We start from the raw sequence: 21,918 nt of genomic DNA, 5'->3' as shown, positions 1-21,918 counted from the left end.
GCATGCCGATGACGCCACGTTCGCGATTGGCGCTGGCGTTGCTGTGGCTGGCAGCACTGCTGCTCACCGGCTGGTGGGTGTCGCGCACGCTGCAGGTCAGCGGCGACCTGCGCCGCTTCATGCCGACGGCCGAGACGCCGGCGCAGAAACTGCTGATCGACGAACTTGGCGAAGGCCCGGGTTCGCGCCTGTTGTTGCTGGCGTTGGCCGGAGACGATGCGGAAATGTTGGCGGCGCAATCGCAGGCCTTGCGCGCGAAGCTCGCCGCCGATCCACAATTCAAACTGGTCGCCAACGGCGACAGCGGCCTCGAAGATTTTCCCGAGCGCCTGCGCCCGTACCGCTACCTGTTGTCGCCGACGCTGGACACAGCGACCGCAGCTTTTGACGAGGAGTTCCTGCGCGAACAACTCGACGCGCGCGTGCAGGACCTCGGTTCGCCCGCGGCGTCCCTGGTCGAACCGCTGATCCCGGCCGACCCCACGCTCGAAACCCTGGTGCTGGCGGAAAGCTGGCAGCCGGCGCAGGCACCGCAACGCCTGCACGGCGTCTGGTTCGATCGCGGCGGCCGCGAGGCGCTGTTGGCCGTACAGACCGCCGCCGCCGGCTTCGACCCGAAAGGACAACAAGCCGCGGTCGCGACGATCACCCAGGCCTTCGCCACCGTGCGTGGCGACAGTAGGAGCACGCTCGATCTCACCGGTCCGGGCGCATTCTCGGTCGAGATCAGCACGCGCACCGAGCGCGAGGCGAGCTGGATCGGCCTCGTCGACACCATCGGTTTGCTGCTGTTGCTGTACATCGCGTATCGCAACTGGAAGACGCCGTTGCTCGGCGCATTGCCGCTGGCCAGCGCCGGTCTCGCCGGGCTCGGTGCGGTCGCACTGCTGTTCGAGGGCGTGCATGGCATCACCGTCGCGTTCGGCTTCACCCTGATTGGCGTCGCGCAGGATTACCCGATCCATCTGTTCAGCCACCAGCGCGCTGGCCAGTCGCCATGGTCGAGCGTGCGTACGCTGTGGCCGACGCTGGCCACCGGCGTGGCCTCGACCTGCATCGCCTACCTCACCTTCTTCGTCTCCGGCGTCGACGGGCTCAAGCAGTTGGCGGTGTTCACCATCGTCGGCCTTGCGACGGCTGCGGCGAGCACGCGCTGGTTGCTGCCGGCGCTGATCGACGCCGACGCGCATCGCGATCCCGCGGCATCGTCGCGCCTGGCGCGATTGTGGGCGCGGATCGAACGTTGGCCACAACCGCGTTGGTCGCTGGTGTTGTTGGCCGCGGCCGCGCTCGCTGTTGCCGTATTCGCGCCGGGCCCGTTCTGGCAGAACGACCTGGCGAAGTTGACCCCGGTGCCGGCCGATGCGCTCGCGCGAGACGCGCAACTGCGCGCAGAACTTGGCGCGCCGGACGTGCGCTATGTGCTGGTGCTGCAAGGCCCCGACACGGAAACGGTCCTTCAGGCTTCCGAACGCCTGCGGCCGCAGCTCGATGTGCTGGTTGGCAAACACGCGCTCGAAGGCTACGACCTGGCAGCGCGTTATCTGCCGAGCGCAAAAAACCAGCGACAACGCCAGGCGCGGTTGCCCGATGCGCCGACATTGCAGGCCGCGCTCGATGCCGCCGTCGCGGCGACGCCATTCCAGCCCGACGCCTTCACCCCATTCGTTGCCGACGTGGCCGTCGCCAGGCGTGCCGCGCCCCTGCGCGTGAGCGACCTCGACGGCACGCCGCTCGCCGCCAGCATTGGTGGCCTGTTGCTCGAGCGCGACGGTCACGCCACCGCGTTGGTATCACTGAGCGGACTGCACGATCCTGCCGCGATCGCGCGTCTGGGACAGCAACACGGCGCGCAACTGCTCGACCTGAAGCAGGCTTCGGAATCGCTGGTCGGCGAATATCGCCAGCGCGTGCTGTGGGCGCTGGCACTCGCGGCATTGCTGCTGGCGTCGACGGTGTGGGCGGCATTGCGCTCGCCGCGGCGGGTGTGGCGGGTGCTGCTGCCGATGGCGCTGACCACGCTGATCGTGATCGCCGTGCTGCGCGGTTGCGGGATCGAATTGACCCTGTTCCACCTGGTCGCGCTGATCCTCGCTGCTGGACTCGGCCTCGACTACGCGCTGTTCTTCGAACATGCCGGCGACGATCGCGCCGAGCAGTTGCGTACCCTGCACGCGATCATCGTCTGCAGCCTGATGACGCTGCTGGTGTTCAGCCTGCTGGCGCTGTCGACGATCCCGGTGCTGCGCGCGATCGGTTCGACGGTCGCGCTCGGCGTCGTGTGCAATTTCGTCCTTGGCCTGCTGATCGCGCGGCACCCACGACGCGAGGTAGCCCATGCTGCTGCGTGAGCAGATCGCCGCCCTGGTCCCGCACGCGGGCAGCATGTGCCTGTGGGATGAAGTCGTCAGCTGGGATGCAGGACGCATCCATTTGCGCGCGCACAACCATCGCGATCCGGCGCATCCGCTGTGCAGCCACGACAGGCTCCGTGCCGTGCACCTGTGCGAATACGGCGCGCAAGCGATGGCGGTCCATGGTGGCCTCCTCGCGCAACAGGGCGGTGGTCGTGCGCCCCCCGGCATGCTGGTGGCACTGCGCGGCGTCGAACTGCACGTCGTCAGCATCGACGACTTGCCGGGTGCGCTCGAATGCGAAGCCGAAGCCCTGGTGGTTGGCGACAGCGGCCAGCAGTATGCATTCCGCATTACCCACGATGGCGTGTTGCTGGCCACAGGTCGCGCCGCGGTGATGCTGCAATCCACGGAGACACTCCATGACTGAAAGCACCCGGCGTCGCGCGATCGTGACCGGCGGCAGTGGCGATCTCGGCGGCGCGATCTGCCGACAGCTTGCCGCCGATGGCCTGCATGCGATCGTGCACGCGAACGGCAACCTGGCGCGCGCCGAGACGGTGGTCGCGCAGATCGTCGCCTCCGGCGGCAGCGCCGAAGCCATCGCGTTCGATGTCGCCGATGGCGACGCCACGCGCGCCGCGATCGAATCCCTGCTGGCCGCCGGCCCGATCCAGGTCGTGGTCAACAACGCCGGCATCCACGACGACGCGCCGCTGGCGGGCATGGGCGATGCGCAATGGAAGCGTGTGATCGACGTGTCGCTGCACGGTTTCTTCCACGTGACCCAGCCGCTGCTGCTGCCGATGGCGCGCACGCGCTGGGGCCGCGTCGTCAGCGTGTCGTCGGTGGCGGCTGTGCTCGGCAATCGCGGCCAGGCCAATTACGCCGCGGCGAAATCCGCATTGCATGGGGCGACGAAATCTCTGGCCCGCGAGATGGCTTCGCGCGGCATCACGGCGAACGTCGTCGCGCCCGGCGTGATCGCGGGGCGCATGACCGACGCGACATTCACGCCGGACACGATCAAACAACTCGTTCCCGCCGCACGAGCCGGCACGCCGGACGAAGTCGCCGCGCTGGTGCGATTCCTGTGCTCCGATGCCGCCGCGTACATCAACGGACAGGTGATCGGTGTCGACGGCGGGATGAGCTAGGGCGCCACCGGTTCTGGCGCGCGTGCGCGGCGTCCCGCGAACAGGTTCAACAGCGGTCCCGTCATGACCGTGGTCAGCAACGCCATCACCAGCAGCATGGTGAACAGTTCCGGTCCAATCAGGCCGGCGTCGAGGCCAACCTTCATCACGATCAGTTCCATCAGGCCGCGCGCGTTCATCAGCGAACCGGCAGCGAGGCTGTCGCGCCATCCGTAACCGGCGAGGCGGGCACCGGCGGCGCCGCCGGCGATCTTGCCGAACACCGCGGCGACGAGGATCAGCGCCAGCGCACCGAGTCCGGTGCTGGTGAAGGCATCCGCGGTGGTGTTGAGGCCCGCCAGTGCGAAGAAGATCGGCATCAGCGCCACGATCGCGAGGTATTCCAGGCGTTCGCTCAGGCACTGCAGCAGGCGGTCGTCGCGCGGCAGGCAGGCGCCGAACAGGAACGCGCCGAACACCGCATGCAACCCCAGCCATTCGGTCAATGCCGCGCAGCCCAGTGCGCCGATCACGATCGCGGCCAGCACCATCACCGAGGGCCGGCTGTCGGGTGCATAGCGACGCAGCAGCCATGCGTACAGCGGCTTCAGTGCACCGAACACCAATGCCACCAGGGCAACCAGGCCGAGCGTGGTCTTGAGGAAGCCGGCGCGGCCATCGCCGGAACCGATCAGCGCGACCACCAGCGCCAGCATGATCCACGCGAACACATCGGCGATCGCCGCGCTGCTGAGCGCGAGCTGGCCGAGCCGCGTCTGGGTCATGCCGCGATCCTTGAGGATGCGCGCCATCACCGGGAACGCGGTGATCGACATCGCCGCCGCCATGAACAATGCGAATGGCCAGAAGCCGACACCGGCCGGCGCCAGCGGATGCAGCCACGGCGAGATCGCGATGCCGAGCGCCATTGGCAACAGCACGCCGAGCGCACCGACCGCACCGGCGGCCTTCATCTGCGCCCGCACGCCATTGGGTGCGCGCAGTTCTGCGCCGACGATGAACATGAAAAGCACCAGGCCCAGCATCGAGAGCGATGACAGTCCGCCGAGCGAGGCCGGCGCGAACAGTTCGGCATGGAATCCGGGAAACAGCGCGCCGAACACGATCGGCCCGAGCACGATGCCAGCCGCTATCTCGCCGATCACCGATGGCTGCCCGACGTAGCGCAGCAACAGGCCGCAGGCACGCGCGGTGACGAGGATGATGACGAGTTGCAGCAGGAGATTGGAATGGGGCATGCGGGTGTCGGTTCGTCAGGCTGCAGTGGCTTCCGCCGCCGTGCGGGCATACCAGCTCGCGTCGAGCGAGGGCGGAGGATTTTCGCTGGCATCAAGCAATGCATCCAGCCCTTGATCCGGAATCGTCGGATGGTTCCGCCGCGCCTCGCCCAGCATCTCGCGCGCCAACCAGTGCATGCGCGCGACGTTGTCGCGGATGCGCTGCGCAAACGCCGCGTCGTCGAGGCGGTCGTTGAGCGCGCGGTTCATCTCGTGGAACCAGTCGAGCTTGAACTGGTCGAGCCAGCGTCCGTCCGGCCGCAGCGGCGCGGTGTTGCGCTGGTACCAGTCGCGCAGCAGGGCCTGCATCGTCAGGTTCAGGGCGCGGCCTTGGGTGAACTCATCACGCAGCCTGCCGAGCATCGCGATATCGGTCTGCCGTTGCGCGAAGAACAACGGCGCCAGCAGCGCCCAGTAGAAGGTGTAGTCCCAGACCACCTTCAGTGGCATCACCTGCGCGTCGCCGAAGATCGGGTACTGGTCCTGGAACAGCGTCAGCGTGTTTTCGTAGAAGGAGAAATACAGCTGCTGGTAGAGCTCCGCATACGGCGCGAACGACTGGCCCGCGCGGTCCTTGCCGATCAGGTCGCAGATGTAGCTGTTGCTGATCGCAATGTAATCGCTGCCTGGCGAATAGAACGGGTCGAGAAATAACCCGGCCTCGCCGGTCAGCGCCCAGCGATCGCCGCTGTACACCTGCTTGCAGCCATAGGAAAAGTGTCGGAAGAACAGGAAGTCCTGCAACGTATGCTCGGGCTTGGCGACCGCGCGTGCGACACCCGGCTGGTGCTCGCGCAGCCACGCCATCGCCTTCTCGTGCGTGTTCATCGTCTCCAGCGGATGCATCTTCGCGTCGCAGACGATGCCCAGCGAATGCGCATTCGAGGCCAGCGGGATCAGCCAGAACCAGTACCCGGGCCCGCACATGTGGTTGGTCGAACGCCAGCGCGCCGGCGGATTGCAGCGTTGCAGCCAGTCGCTGTCGCCCGACCAGTCCTGCGGATCGATGTAGCCGTCCACGCGCCACCACACCGCGTTGGCGTCGTGGTCGTTCGGCTGGCCGAGGTCGAGCTTGCGCTTGAGCAGGCTGGCACGGCCGGCGGCGTCGACGACCCAGCGCGTCGCCAGGGTCAGCGTCGCATGGTCGTGCTGGTAAGTGACCTGGTGCAGATCACCGAGCGCGACGTCGCGCACCACCGCACCATCGATGAACTGCACGCCGAGCGCGCGCGCCTGCTCGCCGAGGAAATTCTCGAAGCGTCCGCGATCGAGTTGCCACGATGGCGTCGGCAGCAGTTCGCTGACGCCCAGTTCGGTGCAGCGATCGAGATCCTCGCGCCCTTCGCTGAAGAAGAAGCGGAAACCAAACTTGCGCAGCTGCCGCGTTTCCAGGTGTTCGCGGAAGCCGAGCACGTCCGCGAAGTAATGCGCACCGATTTCGACCGTGGATTCGCCGACCTTGAACGCGGCTTCGCGCACGGGATGCGTGCGCCGCTCCAGCACCGTCACTGCCATCGCCGGATCGCGTTGTTTGAGCTGGATCGCCAGGGTGAGTCCGGCGAGGCCGCCGCCGAGGATCACGACATCGGCAGCGGCGCTGGCGCTCATGTCGCCTGCTTGGCAGTGACCGGAGGCGGAGCGAACTCGCCGCTGGTGTCGTCGATCAGTGGCGGATTGGCGCGGATGCTGCGATAGACCGCCGGGACCCCGCCGCGGCGCAGGCACCCGCGCACAATGTGCAGGGTGATACGGGTGAAATCGCGTACCGGCTTGAAGTGGCTGGCGCGCATCTGCTCGCCGGTGTGGGTCTGCTTGTAACGCGACTCGATCGGCACCGACACGCAGCGCGTGCCGAGCTGCTGCGCCGCGGAGATCACGATCTGTGCCTCGAACACGAAATCCTCGCCCGGGACGTCGTCGAGCGCGCAGACTTCCGCCGGGTAATAGCGCTGGCCACTCTGGCTGTCGGCGATCTGGTAGCCGGTGCCCCAGGCGATGCCCCAGTCGCCGAATTCATTGGCGAGGCGGCGATAGGTCGGCTGCTGCGAGCGCTTGCGCAGGCGCGCGCCGATCACGATGTGCCCGGGATGACGCGCGGCGGCATCGAGCAGGCGCGGGATGTCAGAGGCATCGTGCTGGCCGTCGCCATCCATGGTCAGCACGCCGGCGACGCCGCGGCGCAGGGCCTCGCGGAAGCCGTCGCGCAGGCTTGCGCCCTTGCCCATGCGTTGCGTGTGCTGCAATACGGTCACAGGCAGGTCGGCGATGCGCTCGGCTGTGCCATCGTCGGACCCATCGTCGATCACGATCACCTGCGGGCATTCGCGCAGGGCTGCCTGGACCACGTCGCGGATGCGCAGCGCCTCGTTCAGCGCGGGAATCACGACCGCAATGTCGTTGCGATCAGGCATGCGGGCTCTCCGTATGCATGCTCTCCATGTGCATGGTCTCCATTTGCATGATTTCCACCTGCAGCGCGCGTCCGGGCCCGGCCTTCAACATGACCCGTGCATCCTGCTGCAAAGCCAGCATCTCGAACACAGGCAGCATCGGCGCGCTGGCGTTGTCGCCGACCATCCGCGCCAACGCGCCGCCGGGCACGGGCGCATCCGCATCGACCAGCGACAGGCGCAGGCGTGGCGCACCCGTGAATTCGCGTTGCGAGAGCACCAGTGCGCCGCCGAGCAGTCCGGCACTCCGCGAGACCATGGCCAGCGGACCGACCGCTTCGCTGTCATAAGCCACCAGCAGCACCGCCTCGCTGCCGGCAGCGAGTTGCACCAGCGCTTCGATCAGGCCCTGGGCGAAACTGGCGTCGAACGCGCTGATCGCGGTCGCGGCCTGCATGCAGCCGGCACCGATGGTCCAGTACCCGGCGGCGGCGTTGTGTACGGAGTTGTGGAACCTGGTCGGCGAGATCGTCGCCGGTTCGACGGCGAGGGTGGCGCACATGTAATCGGTGATGGCGAGGTCGCCATGGGCCGAGGCGAACACCGATGGCAACGTCGCCGGTTCGCGACCGGCGGCGGCACAGGCGGCGAGTGCGACTTCCAGGGCGACGGCGACGGTTTCCGGCGCGCGCCGGCGTTCGTTTGGCGCGAGCAGCTGGGGCGAAGGCCTTGGCGGGGCGGCTTCGGGCAACGTGCCATCGCGCACGTAATCGCGCGCGGCATCCCACGAAGGCAGGCCGCGACTCCAATAACCGATGCCTTCAATCGTCGCGGAGAGGCCGCTCATGCGACACCGAACACGAGAGAGCAGTTGTTGCCGCCGAAGCCGAACGAATTGTTCATCGCATAGCGAATGCCGGCCTCGGCATTGTCGAAGCGGATCTGCGCGCCGCAGGCGGGATCACGCTCATTGCTGTTGAGGGTGCCCGGGAGCAGGCCGTGTTCAAGCGCCAGCATCGCGAATACCGACTCGACGATCCCGGCGGCGCCGAGGGTGTGCCCGGTCCAGCCCTTGGTCGAACTCGCGTGCAGTGCATCGGGAAACAACGCCGACACCGCCAGCGCTTCGACGCTGTCGTTGGCGGGGGTGGCGGTGCCGTGCAGGTTGAGATAGCCCACCTCGGCGGCACCGATGTCGGCGCGCGCCAAGGCATCGCGCATCGACAACTGCGCGCCGAGGCCTTCCGGGTGCGGCGAGGACATGTGGTGGGCGTCGCTGGATTCGCCGTAGCCACGCAGCTGCAGCCCACGATCACGCTCCGTTGCGCGCTCGAGCACCGCGAAGCCACCGGCCTCGCCCAGCGACAGGCCATCCCGCGCCGTATCGAACGGCCGGCACGGTTGCGACGACACCAGTTGCAGCGCGTTGAACCCGAACAGCACGCTGCCGCACAACGTATCGACGCCGCCGACCAGCGCCGCATCGACGATGCCCGCGTTGATCAGGCGCGCCGCCTGCGCGAACACCTTGGCGCTGGAGGAACATGCCGTCGCCACCGTCATGCACGGGCCACGCAGCCCCGTCACCTGCTGCACGAAGTCGCCGAGCGAGTGCGGGTTGTGCACGACGGGTCGGGCGAGATCGTGCGGGAAGGCTCCGTTGTGGAGCCGGGCGTAGGCCTCTTCGCTGGCACCGATGCTGGCGGTGGAAGTGCCGAGCACGACCGCCACGCGTGCGGCGCCGTACTGCTCGCGCAGCGCGGCGACGGCTTCGAGCACGCCATCCTGTTGCAGCGCCAACCAGGCAAGGCGGTTGTTGCGGCAATCCCACTGCGCGAAGGCATCCGGCACGGGCGCAGCCTCGAGTCCGTCGACACGGCCGATCCAGCAATCCAGCCGCTCGTTGCCGAAATCGTTGTGGCGCAAACCGCTACGACGGTCACGCAATGCCGATAACTGCGCGCCGCGGCCGCGACCGAGCGCGGTGGTGGCGGTATATGCGCGGATCGCCAGCGATGGCATTGGGGATGGCGACGCTGGGGGCACACGCAACTCCGATTCAATCATCGCCCGAGTATAACGAGCGCTTCCGGGACATCCGGCAGGGGTGCCTGTCGTCCGAGCCGCGCTAGCATGGCCGGATTCATGTGAGCGAGGGGTGGCTATGGGTTCGATGCTGAACAAGACGCGCCTGCTGGGCGCCGTGGTGGGTCTGCTGTCGCTGAGCGCCGTGGCGCAGACACGGACAGTCGGCATGGAGGATTACGCGCGAGCGGAGCGCTTCCTCGGCCAGAACACATCGCCCCTGGTCGATCACGCCGTGCAGGGCGTCAGGTGGCTGGACGACGGGCATTTCGTCTACGTCGATTCCGACGTCAACGGCGCCCGCATCCTGCGCATGGATGTCGCCAGCGGCAAGGCGGCGCCTGCGTTCGATCATGCCAAGCTCGCCAAGGCGCTGGCCAAGGCGACCGGCAAGCCGGTCGATGCGAAAAAACTCGATAAAGCCGTCACCGGTTTCGAAGTCCAGGCCGATGGCCGCTTCGATATCGTCGCGCGCGGCGAGCATTACCTGTGCGATCTCGGTGGCAAGGGCGTTTGCCAGCCGGCGAAAAAGGCTGCAGTCAAGGAGGGCGATGGCCCGGGCGTGCGGTCGCCGGACAAGGCGCACGAAGCCTTCATCCGCAACTGGAACCTGTGGCTGCGCGAAGTCGCCACCGGCAAGGAAACGCAGCTCACCACCGACGGCGTCAAGGATTACGGCTACGCCACCAACAATGCCGGCTGGGTGCATGACGACAGTGCGATCCTGGTGTGGTCGCCGGATTCGAAACAGATCGCCACCTTCCAGCAGGACCAGCGCAAGACCGGCGAGATGACGCTGGTCGGCACCAACGTCGGGCACCCGAAAGTCGAGACCTGGAAATATCCACTGGTTGGCGACAAGGACATCACGATGATCGAGCGCGTCGTCATCGACGTGCCCGCGCGCAAGGTCGTGCGCTTCAAGATGCCACCGGACCAGCACCGCTCCACCCAGTGCGACGACGTCAGCTGCTTCGGCGGCTGGGAAGACGTGCAGTGGGCGGCGGACGGCAAGACGCTGGCGTTCGCTTCGACCTCGCGCGATCACCAGGAAACGTGGCTGCGCATCGCCGACACCGCGACCGGCGTGGTACGCGATGTGTTCGATGAGAAGGTGAAGACCTGGTTCGAGAGCGGCATCAACGCGATCAACTGGCGCTACCTGCCGGAAAGCAACGAAGTGCTGTGGTGGAGCCAGCGCAGCAACTGGGGGCACCTGTATCTGTACGACCTCACCACCGGCAAGCTCAAGCACGCGGTGACCAAGGGCGACTGGAACGTCGCCGAAGTGCTGCGCCTCGACGAGAAGACGCGCACGCTGTGGTTCATCGGGACCGGCCGCGAAGCGAGGCGCGATCCCTACTACCAGCATCTGTACAAGGTCGGCCTCGACAATGGCGAGGTGACCTTGCTCTCACCGGAAGACGCCGCCCACACGGTGAAGCTGTCGCCTGACGGCCGTTACTTCGTAGATACGTATTCGACGACGACCATGCCGCCGGTCAGCGTGTTGCGCGATGCTGAGGACGGCAAGGTCGCCGCCGAGATCGCGCGCGCCGATATCACCCGATTGAAGGCGGCTGGCTGGGTTGCGCCGGAGTCGATCACGGTGAAGGGCCGCGACGGCAAGACCGACCTGTACGGACTGATGTTCAAGCCGTCGCATTTCGACCCGAACAAGAAGTACCCGATCATCAATTACATCTACCCGGGCCCGCAGGTCGGCTCGGTCGGCCGCCGCGGCTTCGCACCGGCGCGTGGCGACCACCAGGCGCTGGCCGAACTCGGCTTCATCGTCGTCGCGATCGACGGCATGGGCACGCCGTATCGCTCCAAGGCGTTCCACGACGCCTGGTTTGCCGATATTGCCGACAACACGCTGCCGGACCAGGTCGCCGGCATGAAGGAGCTGGCCAAGCGGCACGCGTTCATCGACCTCGATCGTGTTGGCATCTGGGGCCATTCCGGCGGCGGCAACGCCACTGCGACGGCGATGTTCCGTTATCCGGACTTCTTCAAGGTCGGCATCAGCGAAAGCGGCAACCACGAGAACCGCAACTACGAGGACGACTGGGCGGAGAAGTGGCAGGGTTTGCTGGTGACCAACAAGGACGGCACCACCAACTACGACGACCAGGCCAACCAGCGTTTCGCCGACAAACTCCAGGGTCATCTGTTCCTGATCCACGGCATGATGGATGACAACGTGCCACCCTCCATGACGCTGCTTGTGGTCGACGCGCTGATGAAGGCGAACAAGGATTTCGACCTGCTGATGCTGCCGAATGCACGCCATGGCTATGGCGCCGACAGTTACTACGTGATGCGCCGGCGCTGGGATTACTTCGTCCGCCACCTGCTAGGTGCCGAACCGCCGGCGCAATACCGGATCAAGCCGCCGGCGAACTAAGCAATCGTCCGCTAAAGCAAAAAAGGGCCAAGCAATTGGCCCTTTTTTGTTCGCGCCGTGAAAGCCCGGGCGTTGCTATGCTGCGACGTGGACAGACGGAGGCAACCCCCCATGCAGTGGATGATCTATGGCGCCAACGGTTACACCGGCCGCCTGATCGCGAAGGAAGCGCGGCAGCGTGGGTTGCAGCCGATCCTCGCAGGGCGCAACGCGGAGACCGTGCAGGCGCTCGCCACCGAACTCGGCCTGCCGTGGCGCGTCTTCACGCTCGATCGCAGCGAGGACATGCACGCCGGTCTGCGCGGCGTAGGCCTGGTGCTGCATTGCGCCGGCCCGTTCTCCGCCACTGCCGCACCGATGCTGGAAGCTTGCCTGGAGGCCAAGACGCATTACCTCGACATCACCGGCGAGGTCGATGTGTTCGCGCACTGCCACGCGCAGGACGAACGCGCGAAGCAAGCCGGCATCGTGGTGTTGCCCGGCGCCGGTTTCGATGTGGTGCCGACCGATTGCCTCGCGGCGATGCTGAAGCGGCGACTGCCGCAGGCGGAATCGCTGGTGCTCGCGTTCGACGCCGGCGGCGGTTTCAGCCCGGGCACGGCGAAGAGCAGCGTCGAGGGCCTGGGCAAGGGCGGCCGCGTGCGCAAGGACGGCGTGCTGCAGCGCGTGCCACTGGCGTGGAAGTCGCGCACGTTCGAGCGTGACGGGCAAACGCGCACGGCGATGACGATTCCCTGGGGCGACGTCTATACCGCCTTCGTCAGCACCGGCATTCCCGACATCGAGGTGTACACAACGGTGCCGCCGTCCTCGATCGCACGCATCCGCCGTCTGCGCATGCTCGGCCCGCTCCTGGGTTGGGCACCAGTGCAGGCGTTCCTGAAGCGCCGCGTCGAGAAGAACGTGCGCGGCCCGTCGGAGACGACCCGCGCGGCGACGCAGACCTATCTGTGGGGCGAAGCGCGCGGCGGCGGTCGCGAGGAAAAACTGCAATTGCGTACGCCCAACGGCTATGCGCTCACCGTGACCGCGGCGCTGGGCATCGTCGAGCACCTGCTCCAGCACACCGCCGCGCCGGGTTACTACACGCCGTCGCTGCTGATGGGCCCCGAATACGTGCTGTCGCTGCCGGGCGTGTCGATGGATCCGGCCCCGTAGGAGCGGCTTACAGCCGCGAGCTCTTGCTGCGTCGCCCAGGAACGTAAAGCTCGCGGCTGTAAGCCGCTCCTACAGGCGGATTCGTGCTTGGCAGCGTGGGCCATGCCCGCTAACCTGCGCGCTTCGTTTGCCCAAGGTTTTCTGCACCCATGACCGATGCCCGCTCCGCCACTCGACTCCAACCGCTGCCCGCGCTGATCTTCAGCTCGCGCTGGCTGCAGCTGCCGCTGTACCTCGGGCTGATCGTGGCTCAGGGCGTGTATGTGTTCCTGTTCGGCAAGGACCTGTGGCACCTGATCCAGGAGACGGCGCACCTGAGTGAGCAGGAGATCATGCTGATCGTGCTTGGCCTGATCGACGTGGTGATGATCTCCAACCTGCTGATGATGGTGATTGTCGGCGGTTACGAAACCTTCGTCTCGCGGCTGGGATTGCAGGGACACCCGGACCAGCCGGAGTGGCTCAGCCACGTCAACGCCAGCGTGCTGAAGGTGAAACTGGCGATGGCGATCATCGGCATCTCTTCGATCCATCTTCTGAAGAGCTTCATCGAGGTGGGCATGGTCGATGGCCTGCCGCTATGCAGCTCACTGGCAGGCATCGAAGCGGTGAAGGTGATGCAGCCGCTGATCGATGCCGGTGCCAACCTCAAGGCCTGCACTTCCATCACTGCCACCGGCGTGATGTGGCAAACCATCATCCACACCATCTTCATCCTGTCGGCGATCGGCATCGCCTACACCGACAAACTGATGACTTACACCTCGAGCAAGCGCGAGCACGTCACGCACTGATAGTGCGTACGGAAGGCGGAGGGAGCTCCGCCCTAATTGGCGGACCGGCGACCCATGATCGCTTGGCGTAACCGCGATGCGGCCGTTTGTTGCGAGAAGCGCAAACGGCCATCGTCAGTCGTAATGCCCAACTGCCGGTACGCGGCATCCAGCGACGGGAATTCGCGCGCCGCCGCATAGCGCTGGTAAAGGCTGCTGAAGACATCGGCATCGGCGATGCGATCCAGCTCCGCGACAAACGCCTCCGGTGCAACCGTGGCCGTGCCCTGCAGGCAGCAGCGTGCGTACTCCGCCAGGACCGCATCAAGACTGCTGTCGCGCACGCGCAAAGCCAGGTCGGCCTCGAGCCAATAGGCCGCGCCGGCCCAGTAGACCCGCATGGTGCCGCGCCGCCCCAGCTCGTCCAGACGGATGCCGGTCACGGCACCACGGCCACGGCCGAAGCCGGCATCGAGTCGTTGCCACGCCTGCTCCTGGCTGAGCAAGCCGATGCGGGCGCGCAACACGTTCTGGTAGTAGCTCGCGAGCCCTTCCGCCAGCCAGCGGCCACGCATGCCGAGATAGGGATGGAACAGATGCGCAAGTTCGTGCACCGCAGTCCAGTCGCTGCGCAGTTCTTCCAAGGTTGCGTCGTCGCGGACGTAGAGCAGCACGGCGACGTTGCGACGACGTGAGGTCTGGCCCCACGGCACCGGGCTTGGATCGTCGCTGCGGATTTCCTCCACCCGCACCTGTGCGCTGGCGAGGGGGAAACGTCCGGATACCGCCAACTCGGCCTTGGCGACTTCGGCAAGCCAGCGATGGAGCGTATCGGCGCGGGCGTGGTCCGCCGCGTCGACCATGATGCGCAATTCGGTATCTCCAGCGTGCACCGTGCGCTCGTCGATCGGCGCAGCGACGACGCCAGCACTGGCCAGCAGCAGTGAAAGCGATAGTTGCAGGCGCATGGGCGGATTGGACGTCGCACAGCGGGCAAGGTTCCGTGAAGGACGTGCGGATCGGAGCTGCCCGGTACAATGCCGCAATGGATGTATCGCATTTGCTCGACGCGCTGAACCCCGCGCAGCGCGAGGCCGTCACCGCAGCGCCCGGCCACTACCTCGTCCTCGCCGGCGCCGGTTCCGGCAAGACCCGCGTGCTGACGCACCGCATCGCCTGGCTGAACGAAGTGCACGGCGTGCCGCCGCACGCGATCTTCGCCGTGACCTTCACCAACAAGGCCGCCGGCGAGATGCGGCATCGCGCCGAGCACCAGCTGCGCCACGGTAGCCGCGGGCTATGGATCGGCACCTTCCACGGCCTCGCGCACCGCCTGTTGCGGTTGCACTGGCAGGACGCGAAATTGCCGGAAGGTTTCCAGGTGCTCGACAGCGACGACCAGCTGCGCTTGGTCAAACGCGTGGTACAGCAACTGGAACTGGACGAAGCGCGCTTCCCGCCGCGGCAGATCGCCTGGTGGATCAACGCGCAGAAGGACGAAGGCCGCCGCCCCCACCACCTGCAACCTGGCGACGACTGGTTCCTCGACACCATGCGTCGCGCCTATGCCGCGTACCAGGAGCGCTGCGATCGCGCCGGCCTCGTCGATTTCGCCGAGTTGCTGTTGCGCGCGCACGAATTGCTGCGCGATACCCCTGCGTTGCTGGCGCATTACCGCCATCGTTTCACCGAATTGCTGATCGACGAATTCCAGGACACCAACGCGATCCAGTACGGCTTCGTGCGGCTGTTGGCCGGCGACAGCGGCCACGTGTTCGTGGTCGGCGACGACGACCAGGCGATCTACGGCTGGCGGGGTGCGAAAGTCGAGAACGTGCAGCGCTTCCTGCGCGACTATCCGGGCGCGGTCACGCTGAAGCTGGAACAGAACTACCGTTCCAGCGCCAATATCCTCAATGCCGCCAATGCGGTGATCACCCACAACCCGGATCGGCTCGGCAAGAAGCTGTGGACCGACAGCGGCGATGGCGATCCGATCGACCTCTACGCGGCCTACAACGAGATCGACGAAGCGCGCTTCGTGGTCGAACGCATCCGCCAGTGGGTGCGCGATGGCGGTTCGCATGGCGAATGCGCGATCCTCTATCGCAGCAATGCGCAGTCGCGTGCCTTCGAAGAAGCGTTGCTGGCCGAGCAGACCCCGTATCGTGTCTACGGCGGCGTGCGCTTCTTCGAACGCGCCGAAATCAAGGACACACTCGCTTACCTGCGCCTCGTGGCGAACCGCGCCGACGATGCCGCGTTCGAACGCGCGGTCAACACACCCACGCGCGGCATCGGCGAGCGCACGCTGGACGAAGTGCGCAAGCGCGCGCGCATGGACGCGTTGTCGTTATGGGATGCTTCGATCCGCATCGTCGCGGAAACTACACTGACCGGACGCGCCCGCAACGCGCTGGCGGGCTTCCTGGCACTGATCGACGGCCTCGCCGGCGAAACCGCCGAGCTGTCGCTGCAGGAAAAGATCGACCATGTGCTTGCACGCTCGGGCCTGCGCCTGCACTACGAGAACGAATCGAAAGGCCAGCTCGACTCGCGCACCGACAACCTCGACGAACTGGTGTCGGTGGCTTCGCGCTTCGTCCGCGGCGACGACGAAGAGGCTGCGGCCCTGACCGAACTGGTCGCCTTCCTCGCCTACGCGGCGCTCGAAGCGGGCGAAGGTCAAGCCCAGGCCGGCGAAGACGGCGTGCAGCTGATGACGCTGCACAGTGCGAAAGGTCTCGAATTTCCGCTGGTATTCCTGGCTGGGCTGGAAGAAGGCTTGTTCCCCAGCAGCCGCTCCACCGAGGAAGCAGGTCGCCTGGAAGAGGAACGTCGCCTCGCCTACGTCGGCATCACTCGTGCGCGGCAGAAACTGATCCTCAGCTACGCCGAGGCGCGGCGCCTGCACGGCCAGGACATGTACGGCATCCCGTCGCGCTTCCTGCGGGAGATTCCCTCCGGACTGCTCAGCGAAGTGCGGCCGCGCGTGCAGGTGTCGCGGCCGTACTCACCGCAACCACGCCGTCAGTTCGTGAGTGCCGCGATCGAAGTGCCTGCGGTGAAACTCGGTGCCAACGTCCGCCATCCTACCTTCGGCACCGGCATCGTCACCGACTATGAAGGCAGCGGTGCGCACGCACGCGTGCAGGTGAATTTCGACGATGTCGGCAGCAAATGGCTGGTATTGGCGTATGCCAACCTGCAGCCGGCGTGACGTCGAAAAAGGACGCTTACGCGGGCTGCCCGCGGTAATCCGACCAGGCCGGCAAGTCATGCGTCCTGGCGAGGCGTCGGTAGTAGTACGCCATGCCCAGGCCGACGATCAGTCCCAGCGCGAGCGGCAACGCATGGGCCCCGGCGGCTGCGGCTACCTGCTCCTCGATCGGCAAGGGAACAAACGCCTGCAGGAGCGCGAATGCCAGTGCGCCGATGATGCTGAAGAGCAGCGTCAGCGACCAGAAACTGGCGAAGAGCGGCGGTGCGAGCGGCATCCCGAGTTTCCAGAACATGGCGTAAAGCGGTGGCGCAAAAACGCTCTCCGGAATGCCGAGCATGGGTAGATGCTGGTGCATGCGTTGCAGCTTCTGCGCGTGTGTCATTGCGATACCTACCCTCGATCAAGCGCCGCGAAGCGGCGTTGGTTGGAATAGATGCCGGGGGCATGCGTCAGTCGCCACCACCATCGCCGCCGCCGTCGCCATCGCCATCGCCATCGCCATCGCCACCCCAATCGTCGGTGGACCCGCCGTCAGAGCCGCCGAAGTGGAAGGAAAGCCAGACCCCGTGTTGTGCGCCATTGGCGAGCGCTCCCCCGACGACGAGCAATGCAACACCGGGCACCCAGCTGCGCTCAAGCAGCATCGCAACACCGGCAATCGCCACAGTGATGCCGAAGAGAACTTGGATCATTCCCTGCCCCCTGACGCGCAGCATCCGGACTCGGTGCAACGCCGGATGTTCCGGCGCGCACTCGATCACGTCAAGAATGGGTTGCCGCGGATCTAGGGAGCGACAGACGCCTGCAACGCCGCAGCCAACGACGCATCGCCACCGACCAGGGCCGACCACGCCAACTCGATGCCCTTGCGATGGCCTTTCTCCACCAGCTTCAGCCCCTCGGGCGCGATCGTCAGCGTGTAGGCCTTGTCGCCGATGTCCACTTCGCGACGCAGGGGTTTGTCGAGTTTGGTCATGTCGTGCTCCTGTTGGGATCAATTCACCAGCTGTAGAGCTTGTAGTACACCGGCACATCGCGGCCGCCGCCTTTAGTGCGGTCAAGGCGGCCGTCGCCGTCAGTATCCATCAGGTAGTAGGTCGGGCCGCGCGCGGGTGTGATCTTGACCATGGTCAGTTGGCCGCCGACGCGGTATTCGGAAATCACATCGCCGTTGGACTCGGTGCGGGTGCTTTCGACGGCGCCGGCGGGAACCGCGGGTTCGCCGTTGAGGGTGGCACAGGCAGAGAGCAGCAAGATCGCGGGGATCCATGACGCTCGAATACATGACGTTCGCATGACGCACCTCCGGCTGCGGGTTTGGCGCGATTATGCGCCAGCCCCCTGTCGCGATCCGGTGTGCAGGTCGCGGCGTAGAATCGGCGGATGCCACGACTAGTCCTGATCGACGGTTCTTCCTACCTCTACCGCGCTTTCCATGCGCTGCCACCACTGAGCAACGCCGCTGGCGAACCCACTGGCGCACTGTTCGGCGTGGTCAACATGCTGCGCGCGCACCTGAAGGAGCAGCCGGATTGTGCCGCGTTCGTGGTCGACGCGCCCGGGCCGACCTTCCGCGACGCGCTGTATCCCCAATACAAGGCCAACCGCCCGCCGATGCCGGACGACCTGCGTGCACAGGTGCAGCCGATGTGCGAGATCGTGCAAGCGCTCGGGTTCCCGATCCTGCGCATCGACGGCGTCGAGGCCGACGACGTGATCGGCACGCTGGCCCTGCAAGCGGCCAGCGATGGCGCCGAGGTGACCATTTCCACCGGCGACAAGGATTTCGCGCAACTGGTACGCCGGCTCGATAACGGCGCGGGCATTGCCCTGGTCAACACCATGAGCGGCAGCATGCTGGATACCGACGAGGCGGTGTTCGCGAAGTTCGGCGTGCATGCCTCGCAGGTGATCGATCTGCTGGCACTGATGGGCGACGCGGTCGACAACGTCCCCGGGGTGGAGAAGTGCGGACCGAAAACCGCGGCCAAGTGGCTGGCGGAATACGGCAGCCTCGATGGCGTGATCGCCAATGCCGAGCGCATCGGCGGCAAGATCGGCGAGAACCTGCGCGCGGCGCTGCCGCGATTGCCGCTGAATCGCGAATTGGTGACGATCAAGACCGATGTCGCGTTGGAACTTCCGGCGAGCGAACTGAAGCTGCGTGCACGCGATACCGAAGCCTTGCGCGCGCTGTATTCGCGCTACGGCTTCACCCAGGCGCTGCGCGAACTGCAGGGCGGTTCGGAGCAGGGCGGCGCAACGCCGGCGACGCCCATGGGTGACAAGACTCGGGGCGACAAGATCAGCGTACGCGGCACCGAAGCCGGTTACGCGCGCGCAGTGGCGAAACCGGATGCCGACCTCGATCCCGCGTTGTCCCTGCCCGGCGCCTACGAATGCGTGCTCACTGGGATGCAACTGGATGCATGGATAGCGCAGCTGCAAGCCGCCGAGGCCTTCGCGTTCGACACCGAAACCGATGCGCTCGACCCGATGCGCGCCAGCCTGGTGGGTGTCAGCTTCGCTGTCGAACCCGGCAAGGCCGCCTATGTGCCGCTCGGGCACAACTATCCTGGTGCGCCGCCGCAGCTGCAGCGCAGCGACGTGTTGGCCGCGCTGCAACCGCTGTTCGCCGATGCGAACAAGAAGAAGATCGGCCAGCACGGCAAGTACGACCTGCACGTGCTGCGTCGCCATGGCGTCGAGGTCAACGGCTACGCCGACGACACCATGCTCGAGAGCTTCGTCTACAACGCCACCACCACGCGCCACGACATGGATTCGCTGGCGATGCGCTATCTCGGCTACGACACCATCAAGTACGAGCAGGTCGCCGGCAAGGGCGCGAAAGCCATTCCGTTCTCCCAGGTCGCGCTCGACGATGCCACCTGTTACGCCGCCGAAGACGCGGACGTCACCCTGCGCCTGCATCGCGTGCTGTCGGCCAAGCTCGCCACGGAACCGTCACTGCAGAAGGTCTATCGCGAGATCGAGATGCCGCTGGTGCCGGTACTGGAGCGCATCGAGGCCAACGGCGTGCTGATCGACGGCAACGAGTTGCGCCGGCAGTCGGCCGACCTCGGCAAGCGCATGCTCGCCGCGCAGCAACAGGCGACCGAACTCGCCGGGCGCACCTTCAGCCTCGATTCGCCCAAGCAGCTGGGCCAGTTGTTGTTCGACGAGTTGAAACTGCCGGCGATGGTGAAGACACCGAGTGGGCAACCGTCGACCAACGAGGAAGCACTGGAAGCAATCGCCGAGCTGCATGAACTACCGCGCGTGATCCTCGAGTACCGCGGGCTGGCCAAGCTGCGCAGCACCTACACCGACAAGTTGCCGGAGATGATCAATCCCGACACCGGACGCGTGCACACCAGCTACCACCAGGCGGGCGCTGCGACCGGTCGCCTGGCGTCGAACGATCCCAATCTGCAGAACATCCCGATCCGCACCGAAGACGGTCGCCGTATCCGCACGGCGTTCATCGCCCCATCGGGCCGCAAGATCGTCGCCTGCGACTACTCGCAGATCGAACTGCGGATCATGGCGCACCTGTCGGAGGACGCCGGCCTGCTGCGCGCGTTCGAGAGCGGCGCCGACATCCATCGCGCCACCGCGGCGGAAGTGTTCGGCAAGACCATCGACACCGTCTCGGGCAACGAACGTCGCGCGGCGAAAGCGATCAACTTCGGCCTGATGTATGGCATGAGCGCATTCGGCCTGGCCAAGCAGCTCGGCATCGGCCGCGGCGAGGCGCAGGACTACATCGCGTTGTACTTCTCGCGCTATCCCGGCGTGCGCGACTTCATGGAACGCACGCGCCAGCAGGCGCGCGAGCAGGGCTACGTCGAAACCGTGTTCGGCCGTCGCCTATATCTGGAAAACATCAGCGCGCGTAACCAAGGGCTGCGCGCCGGCGCCGAACGCGCCGCGATCAACGCGCCGATGCAGGGCACCGCCGCCGACATCATCAAGCGCGCGATGGTTTCGATCCACGGCTGGCTGGCGCCGCTGCACGCGCAGGCGCTGATGATCCTGCAGGTGCACGACGAACTGGTGTTCGAAGTCGAGACCGGCTTCGTAGACACCCTGTTGGGTGAAGTCGGCCAGCGCATGGCCGCTGCGGCCGAATTGAGAGTCCCGCTGGTGGTGGATTCCGGTGTCGGCGATAACTGGGATGAGGCGCATTAGGAACTTGCGGCGCAAAACAAATTCCGCGCCTGAGGACGCTCTGCAAGAATCCAGTCTGGCCGTAGGAATGAATCATTCCTGAACTCAACAGTTTTTTAACTTCCATCTTCACGAACTATCAATGCACAGGGTGGTCATATAACCCGCGACAGATGCAACGTCTGTCGCACGATCTCTCCCTCCCCTGGAGCGATCCAGGAGCGAGACTCCTCCCCAAGTTCTCGCTCCCCGGCCCCGCTGGTCCCCCCCTGGCCTGCGGGGCTTTTTATTGCCTGCGCTTTTTGCGCAGGCAATAAAAACCCGAGATTTGCTGCGCAAACCTTGGGCCCCGCTGTGCGCTCATCACGGCGCCGGCTGACAATCGTGCAATCGAAGGGAGACGCCAGTGACCGATCTGTTCGCGCTCGCGATGCCGTGGTGGGAATTCGTGCTGCGCGCCGGTGTGGTCTATTTCGTGTTGCTGGCGATGGTGCGTCTGTCCGGCAAGCGCGCAGTAGGCCAGTACACACCGTTCGACCTGATCCTGGTGGTGCTGCTCGGCAACGCGGTGCAGAACTCGTTGCTCGGCAAGGACGTCTCGCTATTCGGTGGCCTGCTGCTGGCGGCGACGCTGATCGGACTGAACTGGCTGGTCGGCCTGTTGAGTTCGCGCAGCCAGCGCATGGACCGGCTCTTCGCCGGCGTGCCCGTGCTGCTGGCGCGCGATGGCGAGGTCTACCGGCAGGTGTTGCAGCGCGAAAACATCAGCGAGGCCGATTTCGAGGAAGCCATGCGCGAAGCGGACTGTGAGCGAGTCGACGAGATCCGCATCGCCCTGCTGGAAACCAACGGCAGGATCAGCATCATCAAACGCTAATGCATGTGTAGGAGCGCTTACAGCCGCGAGCTTTTGCACGC

Annotated in this window: 19 protein-coding genes; 9 read left to right on the top strand and 10 right to left on the bottom strand. The window is 66.0% G+C overall.

The window, feature by feature from the left end; all coding sequences use genetic code 11:
* Positions 1–8 precede the first annotated feature (8 nt).
* From MO486_RS14585 to fabG, 3 genes are read left to right on the top strand one after another with little or no spacing between them, the layout of a single operon-like run.
* Entirely contained in the window at positions 9–2,351 is a 2,343-nt protein-coding gene (locus MO486_RS14585) for an MMPL family transporter (RefSeq protein ID WP_242909277.1), read from the top strand.
* Positions 2,338–2,784: a phosphotransferase gene (locus MO486_RS14580; RefSeq protein ID WP_242909275.1), complete on the top strand. Its 447-nt coding sequence runs from the start codon at positions 2,338–2,340 to the stop codon at positions 2,782–2,784. The genes MO486_RS14585 and MO486_RS14580 overlap by 14 nt, the downstream gene beginning before the upstream one ends.
* Entirely contained in the window at positions 2,777–3,511 is a 735-nt protein-coding gene (gene fabG, locus MO486_RS14575) for a 3-oxoacyl-ACP reductase FabG (protein WP_242909273.1), read from the top strand. The genes MO486_RS14580 and fabG overlap by 8 nt, the downstream gene beginning before the upstream one ends.
* On the opposite strand, the gene MO486_RS14570 is transcribed toward fabG, so the two are convergent.
* The 5 genes from MO486_RS14570 to MO486_RS14550 are packed head-to-tail and all read right to left on the bottom strand — an operon-like array spanning position 3,508 to position 9,200.
* Positions 3,508–4,749: a cation:proton antiporter gene (locus MO486_RS14570; protein WP_242909266.1), complete on the bottom strand. Its 1,242-nt coding sequence runs from the start codon at positions 4,747–4,749 to the stop codon at positions 3,508–3,510. The two genes, fabG and MO486_RS14570, sit on opposite strands and share 4 nt — an antisense overlap.
* 15 nt (positions 4,750–4,764) lie before the next feature.
* Positions 4,765–6,396, bottom strand: a complete 1,632-nt coding sequence (locus MO486_RS14565) for a tryptophan 7-halogenase (RefSeq protein WP_242909264.1) — start codon at positions 6,394–6,396, stop codon at positions 4,765–4,767.
* Entirely contained in the window at positions 6,393–7,199 is an 807-nt protein-coding gene (locus tag MO486_RS14560) for a glycosyltransferase family 2 protein (RefSeq protein WP_242909262.1), read from the bottom strand. The genes MO486_RS14565 and MO486_RS14560 overlap by 4 nt, the downstream gene beginning before the upstream one ends.
* Positions 7,192–8,025, bottom strand: a complete 834-nt coding sequence (locus tag MO486_RS14555) for a beta-ketoacyl synthase chain length factor (protein WP_242909260.1) — start codon at positions 8,023–8,025, stop codon at positions 7,192–7,194. The genes MO486_RS14560 and MO486_RS14555 overlap by 8 nt, the downstream gene beginning before the upstream one ends.
* Positions 8,022–9,200 (bottom strand): beta-ketoacyl-[acyl-carrier-protein] synthase family protein, encoded by a 1,179-nt coding sequence (locus MO486_RS14550; protein WP_242909258.1) that lies wholly within the window; start codon positions 9,198–9,200, stop codon positions 8,022–8,024. The genes MO486_RS14555 and MO486_RS14550 overlap by 4 nt, the downstream gene beginning before the upstream one ends.
* Positions 9,201–9,342: 142 nt before the next feature.
* Here MO486_RS14550 and MO486_RS14545 point away from each other — a divergent pair, with 142 nt between their 5' ends.
* From MO486_RS14545 to MO486_RS14535, 3 genes are all read left to right on the top strand, one after another.
* Positions 9,343–11,673 (top strand): S9 family peptidase, encoded by a 2,331-nt coding sequence (locus MO486_RS14545; RefSeq protein WP_242909256.1) that lies wholly within the window; start codon positions 9,343–9,345, stop codon positions 11,671–11,673.
* Between the two features lie 111 nt (positions 11,674–11,784).
* Positions 11,785–12,831 carry a saccharopine dehydrogenase NADP-binding domain-containing protein gene (locus tag MO486_RS14540; protein ID WP_242909255.1) on the top strand — a complete coding sequence of 349 codons (1,047 nt, stop codon included), beginning with the start codon at positions 11,785–11,787 and terminating at the stop codon, positions 12,829–12,831.
* A gap of 149 nt (positions 12,832–12,980) precedes the next feature.
* Entirely contained in the window at positions 12,981–13,625 is a 645-nt protein-coding gene (locus MO486_RS14535) for a TIGR00645 family protein (protein ID WP_242909253.1), read from the top strand.
* Positions 13,626–13,657: 32 nt separating this feature from the next.
* Here the strand turns inward: MO486_RS14535 and MO486_RS14530 are convergent, their stop codons facing one another.
* Entirely contained in the window at positions 13,658–14,572 is a 915-nt protein-coding gene (locus MO486_RS14530) for a hypothetical protein (RefSeq protein WP_242909251.1), read from the bottom strand.
* Positions 14,573–14,649: 77 nt separating this feature from the next.
* Between MO486_RS14530 and uvrD the strand changes: the two genes are divergently transcribed.
* On the top strand, positions 14,650–16,824 hold the full coding sequence (gene uvrD / locus MO486_RS14525) for a DNA helicase II (protein ID WP_242909249.1): 2,175 nt from the start codon (positions 14,650–14,652) through the stop codon (positions 16,822–16,824).
* 16 nt (positions 16,825–16,840) lie between these two features.
* Here the strand turns inward: uvrD and MO486_RS14520 are convergent, their stop codons facing one another.
* From MO486_RS14520 to MO486_RS14505, 4 genes are all read right to left on the bottom strand, one after another.
* Complete coding sequence (locus tag MO486_RS14520) at positions 16,841–17,209, bottom strand: DUF6404 family protein (protein WP_242909247.1); 369 nt, start codon at positions 17,207–17,209, stop codon at positions 16,841–16,843.
* Between the two features lie 67 nt (positions 17,210–17,276).
* On the bottom strand, positions 17,277–17,519 hold the full coding sequence (locus MO486_RS14515; protein ID WP_242909245.1) for a hypothetical protein: 243 nt from the start codon (positions 17,517–17,519) through the stop codon (positions 17,277–17,279).
* A 92-nt stretch (positions 17,520–17,611) separates the two neighbouring features.
* Positions 17,612–17,803 carry a hypothetical protein gene (locus tag MO486_RS14510; protein WP_242909243.1) on the bottom strand — a complete coding sequence of 64 codons (192 nt, stop codon included), beginning with the start codon at positions 17,801–17,803 and terminating at the stop codon, positions 17,612–17,614.
* Between the two features lie 23 nt (positions 17,804–17,826).
* A complete protein-coding gene (locus tag MO486_RS14505; RefSeq protein WP_242909241.1) occupies positions 17,827–18,123 on the bottom strand; it encodes a DUF2782 domain-containing protein in 297 nt (98 codons plus the stop codon).
* Between the two features lie 87 nt (positions 18,124–18,210).
* Here MO486_RS14505 and polA point away from each other — a divergent pair, with 87 nt between their 5' ends.
* Positions 18,211–21,021, top strand: coding sequence for a DNA polymerase I (polA, locus tag MO486_RS14500; protein ID WP_242909227.1), 2,811 nt, complete (start codon positions 18,211–18,213; stop codon positions 21,019–21,021).
* A gap of 385 nt (positions 21,022–21,406) precedes the next feature.
* Positions 21,407–21,877, top strand: coding sequence for a YetF domain-containing protein (locus MO486_RS14495; protein WP_242909225.1), 471 nt, complete (start codon positions 21,407–21,409; stop codon positions 21,875–21,877).
* The last annotated feature ends 41 nt before the right edge of the window (positions 21,878–21,918 follow it).

This window comes from Lysobacter sp. CFH 32150, from assembly GCF_022758295.1.
Lineage (GTDB): Bacteria > Pseudomonadota > Gammaproteobacteria > Xanthomonadales > Xanthomonadaceae > CFH-32150.
Note: the sequence above shows the minus strand (reverse complement) of the source record. Positions and strands in the feature narration are given on the sequence as shown.

Coding starts and splice junctions, on each gene's coding strand:
- fabG (WP_242909273.1), top strand. CDS start 2,777: ATGACTGAAAGCACCCGGCGTCGCGCGATCGTGACCGGCGGCAGTGGC.
- polA (WP_242909227.1), top strand. CDS start 18,211: ATGCCACGACTAGTCCTGATCGACGGTTCTTCCTACCTCTACCGCGCT.
- MO486_RS14530 (WP_242909251.1), bottom strand. CDS start 14,572: ATGCGCCTGCAACTATCGCTTTCACTGCTGCTGGCCAGTGCTGGCGTC.
- MO486_RS14540 (WP_242909255.1), top strand. CDS start 11,785: ATGCAGTGGATGATCTATGGCGCCAACGGTTACACCGGCCGCCTGATC.
- uvrD (WP_242909249.1), top strand. CDS start 14,650: ATGGATGTATCGCATTTGCTCGACGCGCTGAACCCCGCGCAGCGCGAG.
- MO486_RS14515 (WP_242909245.1), bottom strand. CDS start 17,519: ATGATCCAAGTTCTCTTCGGCATCACTGTGGCGATTGCCGGTGTTGCG.
- MO486_RS14580 (WP_242909275.1), top strand. CDS start 2,338: ATGCTGCTGCGTGAGCAGATCGCCGCCCTGGTCCCGCACGCGGGCAGC.
- MO486_RS14535 (WP_242909253.1), top strand. CDS start 12,981: ATGACCGATGCCCGCTCCGCCACTCGACTCCAACCGCTGCCCGCGCTG.
- MO486_RS14520 (WP_242909247.1), bottom strand. CDS start 17,209: ATGACACACGCGCAGAAGCTGCAACGCATGCACCAGCATCTACCCATG.
- MO486_RS14570 (WP_242909266.1), bottom strand. CDS start 4,749: ATGCCCCATTCCAATCTCCTGCTGCAACTCGTCATCATCCTCGTCACC.
- MO486_RS14565 (WP_242909264.1), bottom strand. CDS start 6,396: ATGAGCGCCAGCGCCGCTGCCGATGTCGTGATCCTCGGCGGCGGCCTC.
- MO486_RS14545 (WP_242909256.1), top strand. CDS start 9,343: ATGGGTTCGATGCTGAACAAGACGCGCCTGCTGGGCGCCGTGGTGGGT.
- MO486_RS14585 (WP_242909277.1), top strand. CDS start 9: ATGACGCCACGTTCGCGATTGGCGCTGGCGTTGCTGTGGCTGGCAGCA.
- MO486_RS14550 (WP_242909258.1), bottom strand. CDS start 9,200: ATGCCATCGCTGGCGATCCGCGCATATACCGCCACCACCGCGCTCGGT.
- MO486_RS14505 (WP_242909241.1), bottom strand. CDS start 18,123: ATGCGAACGTCATGTATTCGAGCGTCATGGATCCCCGCGATCTTGCTG.
- MO486_RS14555 (WP_242909260.1), bottom strand. CDS start 8,025: ATGAGCGGCCTCTCCGCGACGATTGAAGGCATCGGTTATTGGAGTCGC.
- MO486_RS14510 (WP_242909243.1), bottom strand. CDS start 17,803: ATGACCAAACTCGACAAACCCCTGCGTCGCGAAGTGGACATCGGCGAC.
- MO486_RS14560 (WP_242909262.1), bottom strand. CDS start 7,199: ATGCCTGATCGCAACGACATTGCGGTCGTGATTCCCGCGCTGAACGAG.